This is a genomic window from Planomicrobium sp. MB-3u-38 (assembly GCF_002836425.1).
Lineage (GTDB): Bacteria > Bacillota > Bacilli > Bacillales_A > Planococcaceae > Planococcus > Planococcus okeanokoites.
In genome coordinates this window covers 54,933-73,755 of record NZ_PJBO01000004.1, presented here as the reverse complement: position 1 = coordinate 73,755, position 18,823 = coordinate 54,933, and the positions used below count along the sequence as shown (strand labels likewise).

Annotated in this window: 15 protein-coding genes; 6 read left to right on the top strand and 9 right to left on the bottom strand. The window is 45.5% G+C overall.

The window, feature by feature from the left end; all coding sequences use genetic code 11:
• Positions 1 to 171: 171 nt before the first annotated feature.
• The 6 genes from CXF70_RS03090 to CXF70_RS03065 all read left to right on the top strand — a co-directional run bounded on the left by CXF70_RS03090 (position 172) and on the right by CXF70_RS03065 (position 6,126).
• On the top strand, positions 172 to 711 hold the full coding sequence (locus CXF70_RS03090; protein WP_084244871.1) for a helix-turn-helix domain-containing protein: 540 nt from the start codon (positions 172 to 174) through the stop codon (positions 709 to 711).
• A 16-nt stretch (positions 712 to 727) separates the two neighbouring features.
• Positions 728 to 1,834 carry an ABC transporter ATP-binding protein gene (locus tag CXF70_RS03085; protein ID WP_101801497.1) on the top strand — a complete coding sequence of 369 codons (1,107 nt, stop codon included), beginning with the start codon at positions 728 to 730 and terminating at the stop codon, positions 1,832 to 1,834.
• Positions 1,824 to 2,642, top strand: coding sequence for an ABC transporter permease (locus CXF70_RS03080; protein ID WP_084244867.1), 819 nt, complete (start codon positions 1,824 to 1,826; stop codon positions 2,640 to 2,642). Before CXF70_RS03085 ends, CXF70_RS03080 begins: the two co-directional genes overlap by 11 nt.
• Positions 2,626 to 3,432 carry an ABC transporter permease gene (locus tag CXF70_RS03075; protein WP_084244865.1) on the top strand — a complete coding sequence of 269 codons (807 nt, stop codon included), beginning with the start codon at positions 2,626 to 2,628 and terminating at the stop codon, positions 3,430 to 3,432. The genes CXF70_RS03080 and CXF70_RS03075 overlap by 17 nt, the downstream gene beginning before the upstream one ends.
• Before the next feature lie 2 nt (positions 3,433 to 3,434).
• On the top strand, positions 3,435 to 4,511 hold the full coding sequence (locus tag CXF70_RS03070) for an ABC transporter substrate-binding protein (RefSeq protein WP_101801496.1): 1,077 nt from the start codon (positions 3,435 to 3,437) through the stop codon (positions 4,509 to 4,511).
• A 388-nt stretch (positions 4,512 to 4,899) separates the two neighbouring features.
• Positions 4,900 to 6,126: an MFS transporter gene (locus tag CXF70_RS03065; RefSeq protein WP_084244861.1), complete on the top strand. Its 1,227-nt coding sequence runs from the start codon at positions 4,900 to 4,902 to the stop codon at positions 6,124 to 6,126.
• 138 nt (positions 6,127 to 6,264) lie between these two features.
• On the opposite strand, the gene CXF70_RS03060 is transcribed toward CXF70_RS03065, so the two are convergent.
• The 9 genes from CXF70_RS03060 to CXF70_RS03020 all read right to left on the bottom strand — a co-directional run bounded on the left by CXF70_RS03060 (position 6,265) and on the right by CXF70_RS03020 (position 18,780).
• Entirely contained in the window at positions 6,265 to 6,936 is a 672-nt protein-coding gene (locus CXF70_RS03060) for a 5'-methylthioadenosine/S-adenosylhomocysteine nucleosidase family protein (RefSeq protein ID WP_101801495.1), read from the bottom strand.
• Between the two features lie 99 nt (positions 6,937 to 7,035).
• Positions 7,036 to 9,618 carry a VWA domain-containing protein gene (locus tag CXF70_RS03055; protein WP_101801494.1) on the bottom strand — a complete coding sequence of 861 codons (2,583 nt, stop codon included), beginning with the start codon at positions 9,616 to 9,618 and terminating at the stop codon, positions 7,036 to 7,038.
• Positions 9,599 to 11,332 carry a vWA domain-containing protein gene (locus tag CXF70_RS03050; protein WP_101801493.1) on the bottom strand — a complete coding sequence of 578 codons (1,734 nt, stop codon included), beginning with the start codon at positions 11,330 to 11,332 and terminating at the stop codon, positions 9,599 to 9,601. The genes CXF70_RS03055 and CXF70_RS03050 overlap by 20 nt, the downstream gene beginning before the upstream one ends.
• Positions 11,333 to 11,343: 11 nt before the next feature.
• The gene (locus CXF70_RS03045; RefSeq protein WP_101801492.1) at positions 11,344 to 12,204 is read right to left on the bottom strand and encodes a DUF58 domain-containing protein; all 861 of its coding nucleotides are present in this window, start codon (positions 12,202 to 12,204) and stop codon (positions 11,344 to 11,346) included.
• The gene (locus CXF70_RS03040; protein ID WP_101801491.1) at positions 12,201 to 13,193 is read right to left on the bottom strand and encodes an AAA family ATPase; all 993 of its coding nucleotides are present in this window, start codon (positions 13,191 to 13,193) and stop codon (positions 12,201 to 12,203) included. The genes CXF70_RS03045 and CXF70_RS03040 overlap by 4 nt, the downstream gene beginning before the upstream one ends.
• Positions 13,194 to 13,211: 18 nt before the next feature.
• The gene (locus tag CXF70_RS03035) at positions 13,212 to 14,636 is read right to left on the bottom strand and encodes a putative sodium/potassium/calcium exchanger (RefSeq protein WP_101801490.1); all 1,425 of its coding nucleotides are present in this window, start codon (positions 14,634 to 14,636) and stop codon (positions 13,212 to 13,214) included.
• A gap of 12 nt (positions 14,637 to 14,648) precedes the next feature.
• Entirely contained in the window at positions 14,649 to 15,488 is an 840-nt protein-coding gene (locus tag CXF70_RS03030; protein ID WP_101801489.1) for an ABC transporter permease, read from the bottom strand.
• Positions 15,485 to 16,420 (bottom strand): ABC transporter ATP-binding protein, encoded by a 936-nt coding sequence (locus tag CXF70_RS03025; RefSeq protein WP_101801488.1) that lies wholly within the window; start codon positions 16,418 to 16,420, stop codon positions 15,485 to 15,487. The genes CXF70_RS03030 and CXF70_RS03025 overlap by 4 nt, the downstream gene beginning before the upstream one ends.
• Positions 16,417 to 18,780 carry a hypothetical protein gene (locus CXF70_RS03020; protein ID WP_101801487.1) on the bottom strand — a complete coding sequence of 788 codons (2,364 nt, stop codon included), beginning with the start codon at positions 18,778 to 18,780 and terminating at the stop codon, positions 16,417 to 16,419. The genes CXF70_RS03025 and CXF70_RS03020 overlap by 4 nt, the downstream gene beginning before the upstream one ends.
• Positions 18,781 to 18,823 lie beyond the last annotated feature (43 nt).

Genomic DNA, 18,823 nt, shown 5'->3' with positions numbered 1-18,823 from the left:
AATAGAAATGAACCAATTATTTTAAATAAATTTCACTTGATTTCCGTTAAAAATTATTGCGTTTTTCTAAGCGCTAATAGTAAACTGTAAGTATATTATTACTAAACTTTCAAACTCGAAAGTTTGCTGAAAATAAACTTAACAATCTGCCTCATTTAAGGGAGGAGCCATATGGAGATCGGTACAAAAATTAAAAGTCTTCGTCTAAAAAACGGATTGACCCAGGAAGAATTAGGTGAACGCACAGACTTAAGCAAAGGTTTCATCTCACAGCTGGAACGTGATATGAACTCGCCTTCCATTGAAACTTTTTTTACCTTGCTCGAAGTTTTAGGGACGACGCCAAAAGAGTTTTTTGATGACGCCGATTCGCCGCAGGTCATCTACTCATCGAAAGACCACCGTGTGCATAAGGATGAAGAGGCTGGCTATGAAGTGGACTGGCTAATCCCAACTTCCTATAAGAAGGAAATGGAACCCATCTATCTTACACTGTTTGAAAGCGGCCAGTATAAAAGATTCGAACCTTCCCAAGCCGAAACTTTCATTTATGTGCTTGAAGGCAAAGTACGCCTTGTGCTGGGTGAAGAAGAATATATAGCAGTCGCCGGCGATTCCATTTATTACGAAGCTTCCCAGCACCATCAATTAGTCAATGCCGGAACAGGCAAATGTGAAATGATCATCAGTGCTACCCACTCTTATCTATAATTCAGGAGGTAATTAAATGTCCGGAGATTCTATCATCCGTTTTGAAAATGTTACACAAACATATGAAGGTGCAGGCAATGTACTGAGTAATATCAGCTTTGAGCTGCAGCGAGGAAAGTTCTACACGCTGCTTGGGCCGTCAGGATGCGGCAAGACGACTATCCTGCGCCTGATCGCCGGATTCATCAAACCGTCTAAAGGTGATATTTATATCGAAGGTGAAATCGTCAATGACTTCCCCGCCAATGAACGGCAAGTGAATACAGTATTCCAGGATTATGCCCTCTTTCCCCATTTGAATGTTTTTGAAAATGTGGCTTTCGGGCTCCGCATTAAAAAATTGAAAAAAGCGGAAATCGAACAGCGCGTTCTTGAAGCTCTTGAGTTCGTTAATTTGCACGGTTACGAAAAACGCAATATCGATGAAATGTCAGGCGGCCAGCGACAGCGCGTTGCAATTGCACGCGCCATCGTCAATGATCCGGAAGTCATCCTCCTAGATGAGCCGTTGTCTGCCCTGGATTTGAAACTGCGGACAGAAATGCAGTACGAACTCCGCGAATTACAGCAGCGACTCGGAAAGACATTCGTGTTTGTCACCCATGACCAGGAAGAAGCGCTTGCGATGTCTGACGAGATTTTTGTCATGAATGCCGGAGAAATCCAGCAAAGCGGGACCCCAATGGATATTTACGACGAGCCCATCAATCGTTTTGTGGCGGATTTCATCGGAGAATCGAATATCGTCGATGCCATCATGATCGATGATTACCGTGTCCGATTTGCCAACCAGGAGTTCGAATGTGTCGATAAAGGCTTGAATAAAAATGAGAAAGTCGAGATTGTCATACGCCCAGAAGACTTGCATATCACCCGCCTTGATAGAGGGAAAATTACAGTGACAGTGGACAGCCAGCTATTCCGTGGTGTCCATTATGAAATCGCCACTATTGATGAAGTGGGCAATGAATGGCTGGTACACTCCACTAAGAAAGTGGAAGTCGAATCTAAAATCGGTCTTGACTTCGAACCCGAAGCCATCCATGTCATGCGCCTGAATGAATCTGAAGAGGCTTTCGATGCCCGACTCGAAGCATATGGAGCAGCAGGCTATGAAAAATAACCGGACTAATCCTTTCTATCTGATTCCGTATTATTTATGGATTGTACTTTTTGTCATTGCGCCGATTGCGCTTGTCCTGTATTTCTCATTTTTCGATATTGCCGGCAACCTGACACTCGATAATTATAAAAACTTCTTTTCTTCCGTCTATCTTCGGCTGACTTTAAGTTCGTTCTGGTATGCTTTCCTGATCACGCTAATTTCCCTTTTGGTGGCATATCCGACGGCTTATTGGCTGACTAAGACCAAACATAAACAATTATGGCTGCTGTTGATCATCATCCCTTCATGGATCAACCTGCTATTGAAGGCTTACGCATTCATCGGGATCTTCGGCTTATATGGCCCTGCCAATAATCTATTGGCATCAATCGGCTCTGAACGGCTGCAGATCCTGTTTACTGATTTCAGTTTCATCTTTGTATCTGTTTATATTTTCATACCGTTCATGGTGCTGCCGATATTCAATTCACTCGATCGCATCAATCCGGCGTTGATCGATGCATCCCGGGACCTCGGCGCCTCATCCTGGACCACTTTTACGCGTGTCATCTTTCCACTGGCCATCAATGGCGTTAAAGCGGGCATCCAGGTTGTATTCATCCCTGCGCTGTCGCTGTTTGTCATCACACGGCTTATCGCAGGCAATAAAGTCATTACACTCGGAACAGCGATCGAACAGCAATTTCTCGTGACCCAAAACTGGGGCATGGGTTCGACCATAGCTGTTTTCCTGATCCTGTTCATGATCATCATCATGATGGTCACCGGTGAAAAAGGAGGTACGCTCAATGGAAAAATTAAGTAAGACAGCACGAATCTATTTATCCATTGTCTTTATCATCCTTTATGCGCCAATTTTTTACCTGATTTTCTATTCATTCAACAGCGGCGGCACGATGTCGAGTTTCGAAGGTTTTACGCTGGAACATTACGCTGCCGTATTCAACGATACACGCCTTATTGTCATCGTGCTGAACACAGTGATTGTCGCATTGCTTTCTGCATTGATATCAACTGCCATCGGCGTTTTGGGTGCTATCGGCATCGTCTTTATCCGCAACCGCAAAATGCGCAATGCCGTTTTATCATTAAATACGATTCTGATCGTCAGTCCTGACGTCATCATCGGTGCTTCATTCCTGATCCTGTTCACGATGATCGGCATCAAGCTCGGTTTTGCATCCGTCCTGATTTCCCATATCGCATTCAGTATTCCTATAGTCGTCATCATGGTGCTGCCGAAGCTGATGGAAATGAGCGATTCACTGATTGATGCAGCGACTGATCTCGGTGCTTCGAAAAGGGATATTCTGACACGCGTCATTCTGCCGTATATCAAACCCGGCATATTCGCAGGTTTCTTTTTGGCGCTGACCTATTCACTGGATGATTTTGCCGTCACATTTTTTGTAACCGGAAACGGATTTGCCACATTATCCGTTGAAATCTATTCGATGGCCCGGGCTGGCATCACACTGACCATCAATGCGCTTTCCGCTTTGATTTTCCTTGTGACCCTTGGCCTTGTCCTCGGTTATTACTTCTTTAATAATCGGACACGGCTGACCATCCGACCACCAGGAGGAGGCAACTGACCATGAAAGATCTCATACGCGCAAGTCTGGCGATCATCGTCATTTCCGGTGTTTTGATGTACATTGTTTCATTGCTTGAAGACACTTCTTCCGCCGGAGGCGGCGGTACCATCAACGTCTATAACTGGGGAGAATATATCGATCCTGAACTCGTAAGCCAATTTGAAGAAGAAACCGGCATCACCGTCATTTACGAAACATTCGACTCGAATGAAGCAATGATGACCAAAATCGAACAAGGCGGCACCACTTATGACGTGGCCATGCCTTCTGAATATGCAATCGAGAAGATGAAAGAATCGGATCTGCTCCACCCGATCGACTTGAACAAGATAACGAATCTCGAAAATATCGACCCCTATTTCTTAGATCTGTCATTTGATCCAGGCAATGAATATTCCATCCCTTATTTCTGGGGAACGGTTGGCATCGCCTTCAACCCATCCCTGCTCGACGGACAGACATTCGAGAGCTGGGACGACCTTTGGGATCCAACGCTTGAACAGGAAGTGATCCTGGTGGATTCAGCCCGTGAAGTCATCGGCATGGGCTTGAACAGTCTCGGCTATTCACTGAACTCGACCGATATGAACGAATTACGTGAAGCCACTGACAAGCTGAAAACTTTGGGACCGAACGTAAAAGCGATCATCGGCGATGAAATAGTCGAGATGATGCGTCGGGAAGAAGCCGCTGTCGCGCTCACTTGGTCTGGTCAGGCTGCTGACATGATGTGGATCAATGAAAACATCGATTATTCGGTGCCTGAAGAAGGATCGAATCTGTGGTTCGATAACATGATCATCCCGAAAACCGCCGACAATGTCGACGGTGCACATGAATTCATCAACTTCATGCTGGATGCAGAAGTCGCTGCGCAAAACGCAGATTATGTCGGCTATTCCACACCGAATCAGGCAGCTTTGGAGTTGATGGATCCTGAAGTTACAGGCGATGAACGCTTCTATCCGACAGAAGAGATGCGTGAACGGCTGGAAGTATATGAAAACCTTGGACTTGAAATGCTCGGTGTATATAATGAATTGTTTTTAGAGTTTAAAATGGATATGGAAAAATGATTGACAATGAGCCGGGCAAAAGATTTTTTGCCCGGCTCATTTTTTTATTGAATTTGATCAGCACTGCATCGCTGCGCTGGCTTCGTCGCAAATGCCACCGGCAAAAATGCTTTTTGCCTGCTGATTATACTAACTTTATCTAAGCGAATAAAAATTCTTTAACTCTTACTTATCCTCAACCCCCTGCTCCTGTCTCTGCATCGCTGCGCTAGCTTCGAGACATGAAAGGGCGTTGCATCGCTGCGCTAGCTTCGTCGCAAATGACACCGGCAAAAATGCTTTTTGCCGGTGTCATTCCCTGTTATTTTCTATAGAAATGGGGTATAGTAACAAAGTTAATAAAACGACATTTAGCCACACGAAGTAATAAATGAAAGAAGGACGCCCTATGGCAGTAAAATCAAATAAATTCGCATTATATATCCTCATGTTCAATATGTTCATCGCTATGAGCGGCATCGGGCTGATCATTCCGATCATGCCGGCTTATCTGGATACGTTCGGAGTCGCCGGACAGGTGCTAGGGACATTAATCGCCACTTTCGCCTTTGCGCAATTCTTATTCTCCCCCCTTTCCGGCCAATTGTCCGATAAATATGGAAGAAAAAAATTAATCATTTTTGGCCTTGTCGTTTTTGGCATGTCACAGCTTGTTTTCGGTTTGGCCACCGAACTGTGGGTGCTGTATCTGGCCAGATTCTTCAGCGGTCTGGGAGCGGCTTTCCTGATTCCTCCGATGATGGCCTTTGTCGCTGACATAACAACTTACGAAGAACGCGGCAAAGGGATGGGGCTGCTCGGTGCATCCATGTCACTCGGCTTCATGATCGGGCCAGGTTTCGGTGGTTTCCTTGCAGAAGTCAGCCTGCAATTCCCATTCTATATTGCAGCACTTGTCGCTACATTAGCGGCTATCATGTCCTATATTGCATTGCCGGATGTCGCACCGACCATCCAGCAGGCAGAGAATAAAAAGGAGAACCTCTGGCAGCAGATGAAGCGTTCAGTATATATGCCTTATTTCGTCATGCTGCTTGTCATGTTCATCTTTGCATTCGGTTTATCGAATTTCCAGTCGACTATCGCATTATATGTTGATAAGGAACACGGCTTTACACCAAAAGAAATTTCAATCCTCATTACAGTCGGCGGTTTTGTCGGCGTCATCATCCAGACATTTGTAATTGACCGCCTGTTCAAACGCTATGGTGAGATGAATGTAATTCTGGTTAACCTGCTCGTTTCGGCAGCTGCCATGATCGGCATCCTATTCGTCAATACATTCTGGACCATCCTGCTCGTTTCAGCTGTATTCTTCACTGCTGCTTCGCTGCTCCGTCCGGCGATCAATACGCTGATTTCCAAACTGGCCGGTGATCAGCAAGGGTACGCTGCGGGGATGAACAATGCCTATATGAGTCTCGGCAATATGATCGGTCCCGCTTTAGCTGGTATCCTGTTCGATATCAATATGATCTATCCTTATATAGTAGGAACCGCCATCCTGCTGATCTGTTTCTTCATCGCTTCCAGCTGGTCTGCCAAAAAGCAGCAGCTGCTTCAGGAAACACGCTCAGTCGCACCTGCAGGTAAAGGTGAAATTCAAAAAGGTTAACCGTTTAATTACACTGCTTTAGTTATTCACATACTGAAACGTATAAAAAGACCGACTTTCAATCAGTCGGTCTTTTTGCTTTTTATTATTCTCTTTTGTTCTTCCAACTTTTACATCACGAGATCAGTTTGAACTCCATCAGATAAATCTTTTTAGGTATCCATCATAAATTTTGCGCATGACTTTTGGTGTGTTCTCCAGGTAAACACTGATTTGTTCCATGTTCGATTCAACTTTGTCTCCGTTTCTTTCATCTGTCGGAAAATCGGATATCCCTTTGATGATGATGCACTCAATATTATTTTTCCTGCAGATATAAGCAATGGCGCCCGCTTCTGTATCAGCAATGGTAATATCGTTTTCTTTCAGCTCTAGATAATCCTTCCACATCACAACTGCTTTATCGGCGGTGGCAATTGTTCCAGTATGAAAATCATTACCGTATTCAGTTAAAGTGATATCAACTATGAATGATGGTTTGATAAGCGGCTCAATCTCTTTTACTGTACAGTCATATTGAACTGCCCGATTGGGGACGAAAATATCTAAATTACTGAACTGGTCATCTATTCCGGCACATGTCCCGGCAACAATCACTTTAGTTAATTTAAATTCAGAAATCATATACTGTGTACCACCGACACCGTTTACTTTTCTTATCCCGCTGCTATAGAAAACCAGTTCAGCGTCATTAATCGTCCTCATAAAATACTCACCGTAAGGATAGCCGAAACGTTCGTTTTCTTTTACGTTAAAGTATTCCAATGTCGCTTCAAATTCCCAATTTGTCGCAATACATATCCCTATCATCGTCTTATCACCCTAATGAATAAATTTGTCATTCACAGTAGTACACGAGCTATTGCAGGAAATTGTTCAATCCACACCGAATAAATTCCTGCCAGTTATTTATTTGCTGTTCCGTTGCTTGGCTTTCAATAAATGCTCAATGCCGTCATTGGCATTGGAATCTGATTTTATTGGCGCTTTTTTAGGCAGCGCCGGCATTCTCAATCCGAACCGGCGAATTGTGATATCCGTGAAAAACAGCAGCATGGCCAAAAGAATCAGCGGCAGTGTAATGGATTGCATGGATGAGCTGCTATAAGGAATATCTCTGAAAGCATCATCCAAAGATTCCAGAACCTGACCGCCGCTTCTTTCCGCAATTGCGGATAATAGCTCCACATCCGCCGGTTCACTGCGGTACTCCTCACCATAAGGAATGGTAAGGCCGCTCCGGTAAGCCGCTCCGGTTTCATTGGAAACACTGAAAAATACAAGACCGGGTTCTTCTTCCATATAGACATCGATGACACCAGGCGCTACAGGTTCCGTCTGAACTTCAATTTCTTCCCCTGCCTCGTTGATGACAGCCACATTTAAAATAGCCGAAGATTGGCTTGGGTCTTCAATTTTATAAATGCCTTGCTCTTTGCGGGTGATGGCAAATGGCGCTTCATCAAAGGATGGCAGGATCCTGGATATGCTGCGGTTCCAAAATGCCGGCCAATTGCCCCATTTTTGAAATTCGCCGCTCCATGCTCCACTGCCGGAAGTGAATGCCAGCGCTTTTCCAAGACCATAATTCCATTCCGCCAGAATAGGATCCCCTTGTTCACTCTCCGCTGCAACTCTGGCCGTATCTTTGGCAGTAGTCGCTATATAGCTGTTCATCTGTGGAATTCCTTCAGCGAATAAAGGGCTCCATGCGCTGTCATAAATCAAAGGATAAAAAGGTTCATCCACAATGTAAGTGCGAGACATCATAATGGTCTCACGCGACAGGATTGCCGGAATCGTTGACGCATCGGTAACATCGTAGAACCTTCCACTGCCGCTGTCTGCCAATGATTCAAGCAAAGCCCTGTCCGCATCCTGTCCGACAGCGACAGTCGAAAGGGTGATGTTATTGTCTGAGCCTTCATCAATCAGACTGTAATAATCATTTTGAGTAGCTGATTGGCCGTCCGTCAACAGAATAATATGCTTTCGCTGAAGATCCAATTCTTCCAACTGACCATATGCTTCAGCCAGCGAAGAATAGATTTCCGTTCCGCCGCCAGGCGCTACTGTGAGAATGTCATCTATCGCCTGCTGGCGGTCATCCAGTTTCCCGGTCGGAACGATTTCCCATGGTTTATCATCAAAGGCGATGACTCCGACCACATCATCTTCCCTCAATAACTCTACTGAACGGGCAGCGGCTTCCTTCGCTAATTCCATCTTTTGGCCGGCCATACTGCCGGAGCGGTCCATCACGATCACCAAGCCAAGTGATGGCAGCTCATGCTTCCCTTTCACTTCCATTTCAACCGGCAGAAGTTCTTCAATCGGTGTTTTGAAATAACCGCCAAGCCCGAAACTCCGGTCGCCTCCGACCATCATGAAGCCCATGCCGAACTCTTTGACTGCCTGCTCGATGACGGCCATAGTCTGTTCCCCGACCTCGGTGCCGGACACATTGTCAAAAATGATCGCGTCATAAGCCAGAATCGAAGACAAGTTTTGCGGCAGTCCGGCAGGTGATGTTTCCACTAAATTCAAATTTTCAGCATCCAATAAACCCGTCACCGAACTTGTGCCTTCATTGCTGACAATCAATATTTCCGGCGGCCCTTCCACTTCTGTGAAACTCGTCAATCGATTGTTCTGAAGAAATCCGTCTCCACCTATTTCAATTGCCGCTTCGAATTTCAGCAGCCCTTCACTTTGTACCGCATATTTATGTGACAGGATATTTCTGCCTTCTTCTAAAGTCACTGGTATCCGTTCTATTTCCACATCGTTGGCGGACAGGATCAGTTCCCCTTCGCTCTGTTGGTCTGCTTCGATTATCATGCTGAAATCCAGCTCTTCTCCAAGAAATGCCTGGGCAGGTGTCGTGAATTCCGTTAACGCCGCTTCATTGCCTGCAGGCGGTTCTATCGGAAGGACATCGATTGTCACCCGTTCACCATTGATGCGATCAATACTTTCAAGTGCGGATGACCGGGTTTCATTGCCATCACTTAACAGGACAAGTCTTGTAGCCCTATCGATATCTCCGGTGTTTGCCGCCAGTTCCAACGCCTGAGCAATATTGGTATGCTCCGCTCTATTGGCCGTCATTTCAGCAGGGAGGCCGCCTGGATCAGATGATAAACGCATCAATGATTGAAAATCTTCAGCAAAAGTGAATACGCCGGCAGATTGATTAATGCCTTTATCAGCCAATGCCCGATTCAGCTGTTCTTCTATTCCATTTTCAGCCTGTGACATTGATGAGGAGCGATCCCATAGAAAGAGGATCTGCTCATCTTCGATAGGCTGATGAATAACCGGTGATGCTAAAGCGGTTACCAATAAAAATACGCTGAGCAATCTGAGTATGAACGATGTTCGGAAAAGTGCATTGGCATTCCCATAATGCTTCCATCCTGTCAAAAATAAGTAAAGCGCTGCAGGAGCGAGCAATAACAGCCAGAAAGGTTCATCCAAGCGAAGTTCCACGGCGGTACACCTCCCATTCCACCAGCATCAACATCAAAATCACCAAAAGAATCACGGGAATCAGTGAAAGCTGCATTGTATTTCCCGATTCCACCGGTGTTCCAGCTGTAAAGTTCTGTCCAGCTGCCAGGTTTTTTTCTTCATTGTTTAATCGTACGATGAAATTTTTGGTTTCATCACCGCTGACTGCACGGTATATTCCAGGTTCTCCAGGCGCCTGAAAACTGCCTTCCCCTTCGATGTATGAAGACTGATATTCATCCCCTTTAAAAATTTCCCATTCTCCCGAAGGAGAAGCCAAGGCAATTGCCCGCTGTTCTTTAGGCGAGAACGTGCCAATATAATTTTCGCTGCCAGACAATTCATCGACTGCACTCCAAAGAAATAGAGGGAATGACGGACTCAACGGCCAATCTGTCGCTTGTATATCCGCGAGAACGATGATATCCCCTTCAGGCGACAGTTGTATGAACGGTTCCCCGCCTACCGTCGCCACTGTTTCGAAGCCATCAAATCCCGGATAGATTTGGGAGACGAAAACATCTTCCATTGGCGCATACGCAAATAAAGGATGATCGACAGTTTCGACAGATCCCGTGGTTTCCACAGGTGATTCATCATCCCTGCCAATCAATAAAACAGGTACTGGCTCTTCAACCAGATCGCTTTGATTTGTCACAAGAGGACTTTCTGTGAAACTGGTCAATTGATCTGTTGCAGCAGTATTTACTTGAATACCAAGCGACTCCAGTCCTCTCGCGACGAGTCCGTGCAGCCCATTATCGATGATAACGGTACCTGTTGGCCTATTGATATAAGCAAATGCTTCGTTATCCAATATGTATTCATCATTTATATCCAGTGCAGCCTGCCAAATTTCCATTTTCGGTAAATTTTCAAAAGGGATTAATTGCTCTTCACCCGGCGCCAGCTCAATATCTGCAATTTCTTTAAACTCATCTCCGGCCAACTCAAGTCTGCCTGTTACCGTTTCGGCACTATCATTGAATAACTGGACAATGGCGCGGTCCGTTGTTTCGCCTTCCGCCACTCCGAATTGGCGTATCGAGATATTGGAAGGTTTTTCATTATTCGCATGAACAACATAAGCCGCTCCGGTTTTATTGGAAAGGATGGTCCTGTCTAAAGAGTCTGTGAAGATATGGATTACTGCTGAATCATTATTTGTAAGTGTTTCAGCAAATAACAGGGTTTTCTCCAGTTCAGGTGACTCGTAGCCGAGCTCGATTGCATCGATGACCCTATTCAGCCGCGCTGCCGATTGTTCCTTACTGGCAAGGATCTCCGGCGTGGTTCCCGCATTAATGATGGTCACCGGTTTGCCTTCCGCCTTTCCAGCCATTTCTTTCATCAGCTCTTTTTGTGATTCCAGCTGACTGGGTGTGCCTGCCAGCATGGATGCAGATGTATCGATGACGAAGATGAATTCCCCTCCTTCGAGACTGTCCGACTCGAAATAAGGATTAAGCAGGGCAAATACAAGCAGTAAAAGAGCTGCAAGCTGCAGATAAAAAAGGGCATGATGCTGCAATTTTTTCAGATAAGGCGATGCCTGCATCTCCTTCATCACTTGCTGCCAATATAATATAGAAGAAACTTGCTGGTCTCTGTATTTCTTCCGGTACAGATAGTAGACGATGAGAGCAATGGGCATAACCAGCGTCCAGACCATCCCCAAGTTTGAAATTCCCATTCCCCTTCACCTCACCTGATCCATTTTTGTTTTAGCAATTGATGTGAAAATACATGCTGGATGCCATCTTCAATATGCACCGCCATATACTGAATTCCATATCTGCGACATAGAACCTGCAAGCCATCCAGGTGTTCCAACCTTTTTCGGTTGTAATCATTTATCGTTTGCGCTGACATTGTCACATTGAAGGCATCTGAACTTTCATCATCGATCAAGCGCAAATCTCCCTGGAATAAAGGCTGTCGTTCCTGTTCATCGGATAGATGCAGAAAACGGATATCTTTTGAGTATTTAGCGGCTCTGCTGAAAAACCGCTGCCACTCTTCCAGCGGTTCGAGGGCATCCGATACAATGAATAATACAGTAGAATCTTTCGATTGGTTTAAATCCGCGATTTCTGCAAATCTTTTTTCATTCGCTTCAGGCAAGGTGGCAATAAAGTGATTAAATAATTTTTGTGCGGACTTGCCTTTCCTTCTAAGCGGTGGGTGCTCTCCCTGGCCAATTGAAAAAGTGAGTTTGTCATCGTTCAACAACACGATGGATCCCAGTGAAAAAGCAAGCTGTTTAGCAAACAGCCATTTGCTTTTCATCGATTTGGAACCGTCAACCATGATATGTACCCGCATTTCCTGTTCATCCAGGAAGCGTTTTATGTAGACCTTCTCTGTCCTTGCATAAACGTTCCAGTCAATATGGCGGACGTCATCGCCTGGATGGTATTCCCTGAAATCGGAAAAATCCATCGATGAACCGAATCGCCGTGATCGGCTGGAACCTTTATGATGTCCTCTTATTTTTGATTTGGTGGCAATCGAATGCCGGCCGAGACGCGACACCCAGTGCTCAGGCAATTGAAGGAAATTCATCGGTTCCTTCCCCGCCCTGCAGCGTCCAGCACCTGCTCGATCAAAAGATCAATATCCGCCCCTTCAGCTTCACCTTCATAATTAAGCAATAGCCTGTGCCTCAAAACCGGTTTTGCGACATATTTCAAATCGCCGATCGAAACATGGTAGCGTCCTTCTGCCAACGCGCGCGCCTTCGCAGTTCTGATCAAACTTTGCAGACCTCGGGGACCGCTGCCATATTGCACAAAACGGATAATATCTTCAATTTCAGTCTGAAGTGGATCTGTACTCTGAATAATATCCACAGCAACCATCAGAATGTCATCAGCGATCAGAACTTCTTTGGCAAGCTGCTGGGCGGCGATCAACTCTTCGGCATCCATCTGTTTGATCAATAGGATTTGTTCCGTGCCCGTGGTTCGCCGCACAATCTGTGCCAGCTCTTCGCGTGACGGCGACGGAATTTTAATTTTGCATAGGAAACGGTCCATCTGTGCTTCCGGAAGCGGGTATGTACCTTCCATTTCTATCGGATTTTGGGTAGCCAGCACAAAAAACGGCCGCGCCATATTTTTGGTGTCTCCAAGAACAGTGACAGTTTTTTCCCCCATCGCCTCCAGCAACGCACTTTGTGTTTTCGGTGTAGCCCGGTTAATTTCGTCAGCGAGCACCATCTGACTGAATATCGGCCCTTCACGGAAAGTGAATTGCTGCTTGCCGGCAGCATCTCTTTCAATCAAACTGGTGCCGGTAATATCAGATGGCATCAAATCCGGCGTGAACTGGATTCTTGAAAAGGAAAGGTCCAGCACTTCCGCTATTGTGCGGATGAGCATCGTCTTGCCCAGACCCGGCAATCCCTCCAGCAATGCGTGGCCATCGGAAAGAATGGCGTAAAGCGAAAACTCGACCGCTTCTTCCTGGCCGACGATAAAGCGGCCGATTTCTTTTCTGACCTGTTGAAGTTTCAAGCTCATTTCCGTAAATTGTTCCGCTGTTACTGTCATCATCATCCCTGCTTTCGATTATTCACCGTCAATCGATGAAAAATATTGTTCAATTATATTTTGAAGATCCGGAGGAAGTTTCATGCGATTAGCGCTTGAAAAATAGGAATCGCTGTAAGAACCCACCACTTCCTTATACGGACGGACAGTTCCGCGCTCAGCATCCACAGCTCCTTCTTCGAAGGAACCTGTTTCACCTTCCGATAGTTCCCCATTGTCGACGGTTGTTTCACCACTTCCGCCAATTCTTGAAGGGATGCTCAGCATTTCCCTGCTGCCCTGGCCAGTTCCAGCTCCAGCACCCGGATTCGATCCTTCGCCAGCACCGCTGCCTTGACCCTGTCCTGCGCCAGATCCTTCTTCACCATCTCCTGAAGAATTTTCACTGCCTTCACTGCCCTGACCGGAGCCTTCGGATTCACTGCCTCCGCCCTGTTGACCGGCAGTGTCTCCTTCGCTTGAATCTCCCGCATTTTCACCTCCGGCCCCTTCAGCTTGTTCCCCGTCCGTTTCGCCGCCTGATGCAGCATCTTCGCTTCCGGCTTCACCATTTGCACCATCCGCATCTGATCCGGAGCTTTCTTCCGGCTCTCCTGAAAGATTGTTCGCGGCTATTGATTGCTGAAGATCAAACGCTACAGGTTTTCCCATTTCGCTTAGAGCTGTTTGCGTATTTCCAGCTTGCTGAGCCAATTGCTGAGAAGCATCTCCAAGTTCTTCCGCTTCTTCTGTGGCCTGCACTGTGTCTTCCTGCTCTTTCTCCCGTTGTTTCAAAGCTAATTCTTTTTGTTTTTTCACTAATTCACGCAAAGCTTGTTCCGGTGTTTCACTTTCGTTTAACTTTTTCTCCAGAGATTCAAGGTCCTGCTTAAGCTCTGGTGAATCAGCCAATTCTTTTTGCTGCTCGACCTTTTCAATCATTTCTTCCACCAACTCCTGCTCGCGCTCAAAATCTTTTGCTTCGAGTTGTGCAGAAGCAGGGAACAATCCTGAAATCACTAACAAAATCAACAGACTGAAAATAGCCAAAAGCCATTTAGGTGAAAACCATTCATCTTTCTTTTCTTTAAATAATCGATAACTTAGATGAATATCCTTTTCGGTGCGTTTCGCCAAGTCTCCGGCCAAATGATTGCCCAAAGGCAGTTGGCTCAAAGTCAGCAATTGGTTATGCGGAGTGAATTGATCCAATTCACTGATCGCCTGCTGACGACGCGGAATTTTAGATATAGTGGCCAGCACCACTGTAAGCGTTGTGAGGGCCGCTGCAATATATGCATAAAATTCATAATAAGGAAAAACGGACAGCCGTGAAACGACCATGATCAATAACGCAGAAGCCAGACCGAAGCACAAAGCAATCTGCAGGATTCTTATAAGATATTGCAGTTTCAGTCGCCGGTTTGCCTTTTTGATGAACAAAGTGATTTTTTGGCTGTCCATAATGCATCCTCCTTATCTGTATTTATTCATATTCACCCGCAATTTAGTTACTGACAGCCATATCGCCCCTACAAAAATCAGCGTGTAGAAAATCGAATAACTGACCCATAAAGGCAACGGAATTCCCGTCATTTGAGCAATTTCATCGCTGAACCCGGGTTCCAGCAAAGTCAGCAGAACCACCGCCGGGTTGATGCATGCCCAGAAATAACTGAGCGGAGAAGCACCAGTCCCCATCGTTGCTGACGAAAGGGAAACCGATAGAATCAGAAAAAATCCCGTTACCGCTGTCAGGAAAATCATCGTACCATAAGTCGAAATCATTGAGACAATCGTTCTGCGCAGCAATGTTGAATACATGACACCCAAAGCGCCGATGACCAATAATGTCAAAAAGTAGAATAGAAAAATGCTTGCTATCTGGCTTGGTGCCACGCCTCCATATAAAAACACCATACTATAGATAGGCAGCCCTGACACAAGAAGCAGCAGCAAAAATGCAATCGATGACAGCAGCTTGCCGAATATGATTTGAAAGCTGCTTTGTGCCGTCGTCAGCAGGATATTCAATGTTTGTTTTTCACGTTCGCTGCTGACTGTTCCAGCGGTAAGACCCGGCGTAATGAAAAGTATCAGCCCCAACTGGATATAACTCAGCATGCTGAACAGCATAAAACTTTCTTCAGGACGGAAAAAGCCGCTGCCTGAAATTGAACTGGTCAGGTTTATAAAACCAAAGACAAAAATCCCCATAATCAGTAGATAAAAGAAAAGACCCGTAAAACTCTTTATATTCCGGAATCGTAATTTAATTTCCTTTACCAGGACTGGATTGGCCAGGAGCTCCTTCATAGGGTTTCAGCTCCCTTCGTAATTTCCATGAATACATCTTCCAGATCTGTTTCTTCTTCTGAAAATGCGAGTATGGGCAAACCTGCAGACATCGCTTTCCGCAGCAGGTCCAATTGGTCATGTTCTGTCCCTTTATACAGGAACTGCAGAATGCCCTTGTCCTGAATTTCGGTGATTTGCGAAACCAACGGGTCATTTTCAAAAAATCGGATCGCTTCAATATAATCTCCTGTCAATTTGACGCTTATGACTTTTTCACTTTGCAGTTTTTCCTGAATGCTTTGAACGGAACCGTGAGCAATCAGTTCACCTGAATCGATGACGCCCAAAGTATCGCACATCTCAGCCAGTTCAGGCAGGATGTGGGAAGAAATCAGGATCGTTTTGCCCATCGCTTTCAACTCTCTTAGAATCTCCCTCATTTCGACTCTTGCTCTGGGATCCAAACCCGATGCCGGTTCGTCAAGTATCAAAACCTTTGGATCATGAATCAAAGCCCTGGCAAGGCAAAGCCTCTGTTTCATCCCCCTCGATAACAAATCCACATAATCATTGCGCTTACTGGATAAATTAACCAATTCAAGCAATTTCGGAATCAATACTGCTCTTTGCGCAGCGTCCAAGCCATAGCTCGCCCCATAAAAATCGAGGTATTCTTCTGTCTTAAGCTGATCATAAACTCCAAAGAAATCCGGCATATAGCCGATTTGCTTCCGTACTTCATGAGGATGAAGTGAAATGTTGATGCCATTGATCCAAGCTTCTCCGGAAGTAGGCTGCAGCAGGGTCGCCAAAATTGAAAAAGTTGTGGATTTTCCTGCGCCATTGGCGCCTACAAAACCGAACACAGTTCCTTCTTCGATTGACAGATTCAAATCTTTCAGCGCATAGAAGGAGCCATATTTTTTAGTCAATCCCTTTATTTCGATCATTGGCCGATCACTCCTTCCAGTTCAATTTTCGGTACAGTGATTTCCGAGTAACCGGTCAGCTCATTTTTGATAATCCGTATTTCAATGTTTCCATCCGCTGAAATATATTCACCGCTGTTTTCTGATAAATCATTGGCACCTGCAGCCAAAGATTCATATTCTCCGGTATCTGTCCGTAAAATTGAAAATTCCACATCTGTCGCACTTGATTGCGTTACGAAACGTGACCATTCAGCATCCTGTTCGGCTAAAGCATCCGGCAACTTGTATAAAACCCGATATTCCCCGGGTTCCAAGCCATAAAAATGAGGATTATCCGGATATTTTTCTACATGTCCCATTGTGCTTTGAGGCTGAACGTCAATTCGGAAATTATCAGAACTGATTGCAACTTCGCCACCAAAATTCATTTTCGGTTCAAAACTCTGCGCAAGCAGATGGACCGCAGATATGTTCGCCTCCTGATCTTCCAAGCTCACGGGGGCAATTGCCGTGTCAGCATAAGCGATTAAATATGGTGTAGAAGCGTCTTTGCCAAAATGCTCGTATGACATCGCCAAAGCACTCTGTTTTCTCGCTTCGATCAATTCTTCTCCGCTTCCGGAGATGTTTTGCGGCATCTGATATTGGGCAATCGGTGAAATGGGCTGCAGTAATTCTGACTGGATGGTTTCAGCAATCTGCTTTTCTTCATCAGGATTGAAATCACCTAATGAGATCAGTCTCGTGCCCGTCCAGACCGCTGCATCTTTAACAGAGAAAGGGAATGAATTTTTTATCGTGCCAGTCAGATTTCCGTTTTCCATTGCCAACTGGATATCGAACTGACCGCTTCCGCTTATATAGGATTCTCCTAATACTGATGCCACCGACCAATATCGCATATCTCTTACCGTCAAGGTGGAGGCGGCCGCCCCTTTTTCCAAAATCGCATTTTGATGGGTGTTGGCCGATGAAAATTGGTCACCGGTTGTAGCAGTCATTGTCGTATTGGCGGGTGCGGTGAATCGGTAATCTCCGCTGCGGTTCGATAATAAAGTGCTCATGTAATATCCATTCAGACCGCCATCGCCATCCACTTCAAAAAATCCGGTTTGCTGGATTTGCGGATTTGCGATTCTGTCTTTGGCGCCTGCTGCAAAAATCCCTATTGACGCAAGAACAGCGATCACCGGGATTGCCAGCCAAGCATATTCCCTTTTGTCTTTTTTAATAAGAAAGATATATAGTACTGGAACAACTATAATGATATACAAAAGAATAATCAGGAACATCGCCGTTTTTGATACAGCGAAACTTTCAAATAACTCATTGACCATTCCGATTTCATAAGACATTCTTTCTTTGATCGACTGATCCTGCTGAAATGCAGATGAATTCTGGCCAGCGTCAACTAAATTCACCAGTACCCCTTCATATCCATCCTGTGAGACGACTGGCTCATCACCCAGTGAAAATGCAGTTTGAATAATCGCTCCTGCACCAACATCTTTTTTTACTGCCAGAATCTGCCCATCACCCTCAAGCAACACACGGGCATCCTCGTCGACTTCGGCCTGATAAACCGGAATGGGATTCTTGAATCCTGGAACGTCCGTCTCTTCTGACGAATTGAGCTGCATTGGCAACAGTTCAGTTAAATTGCCTGCAGCAGCCGTTAAATTGCTGTCAGCGCCTACAAGGATTTCTCCTCCCTGCTCGAGCCACACCATAACGGCTTGCTGCGTTTCTGCGGAAAGATCACTATACGGAAATTCATCAATGATTAAATAATCCAAGGTGTCCAAGGCAAGCGGGTCAGAAGGCAGAGTATTTTCACCATCCGAGTTAAAATGGAATACTTGTGCATCCGCACCGTTCACCGGTAAATATTCACCTATGCCGCGCAACCGGTCAGCGTTTTCAGTCAATGTTGCGACAAATGGGATCTCCGGCATGAAATAATTGGGACGCAAGGACTTACTTCCCTGAAAATCGATTGCGTCCCCTTTTTCCCAGCCGCCTTCATAAACATAGATAGTTTGATTTGTCACTCCGCCGGAATAACTGTTGTCCATCATACCCGGCAGCGACAGGCTGAATGTTTTGGTTTCCCCAGCCGCTAAATCAAGGGGCACAGTTAATCCTGCTCCAATGTTATAGCTTTCGGAATAATCAATGACAAGGTCTCCTGAAAACGCCGTGCCGTTATTGGAAGCTGTTATCTGCAACGGGACGCCCCTGTTGTATTTAACTTTATTTTCGAATCCTGCTTCCGCATCAATCGTAATATCAGCTTCGGCCGATGCGAGTGTCGGATAAGCGCTGAACAGCAACCATGCAGATAAAATCATGAATGAAATTGATATTGGTCTTTTCATTCCGTCCCCCCTTTTCTCTCTATTAATTAGTACGCATCAACTG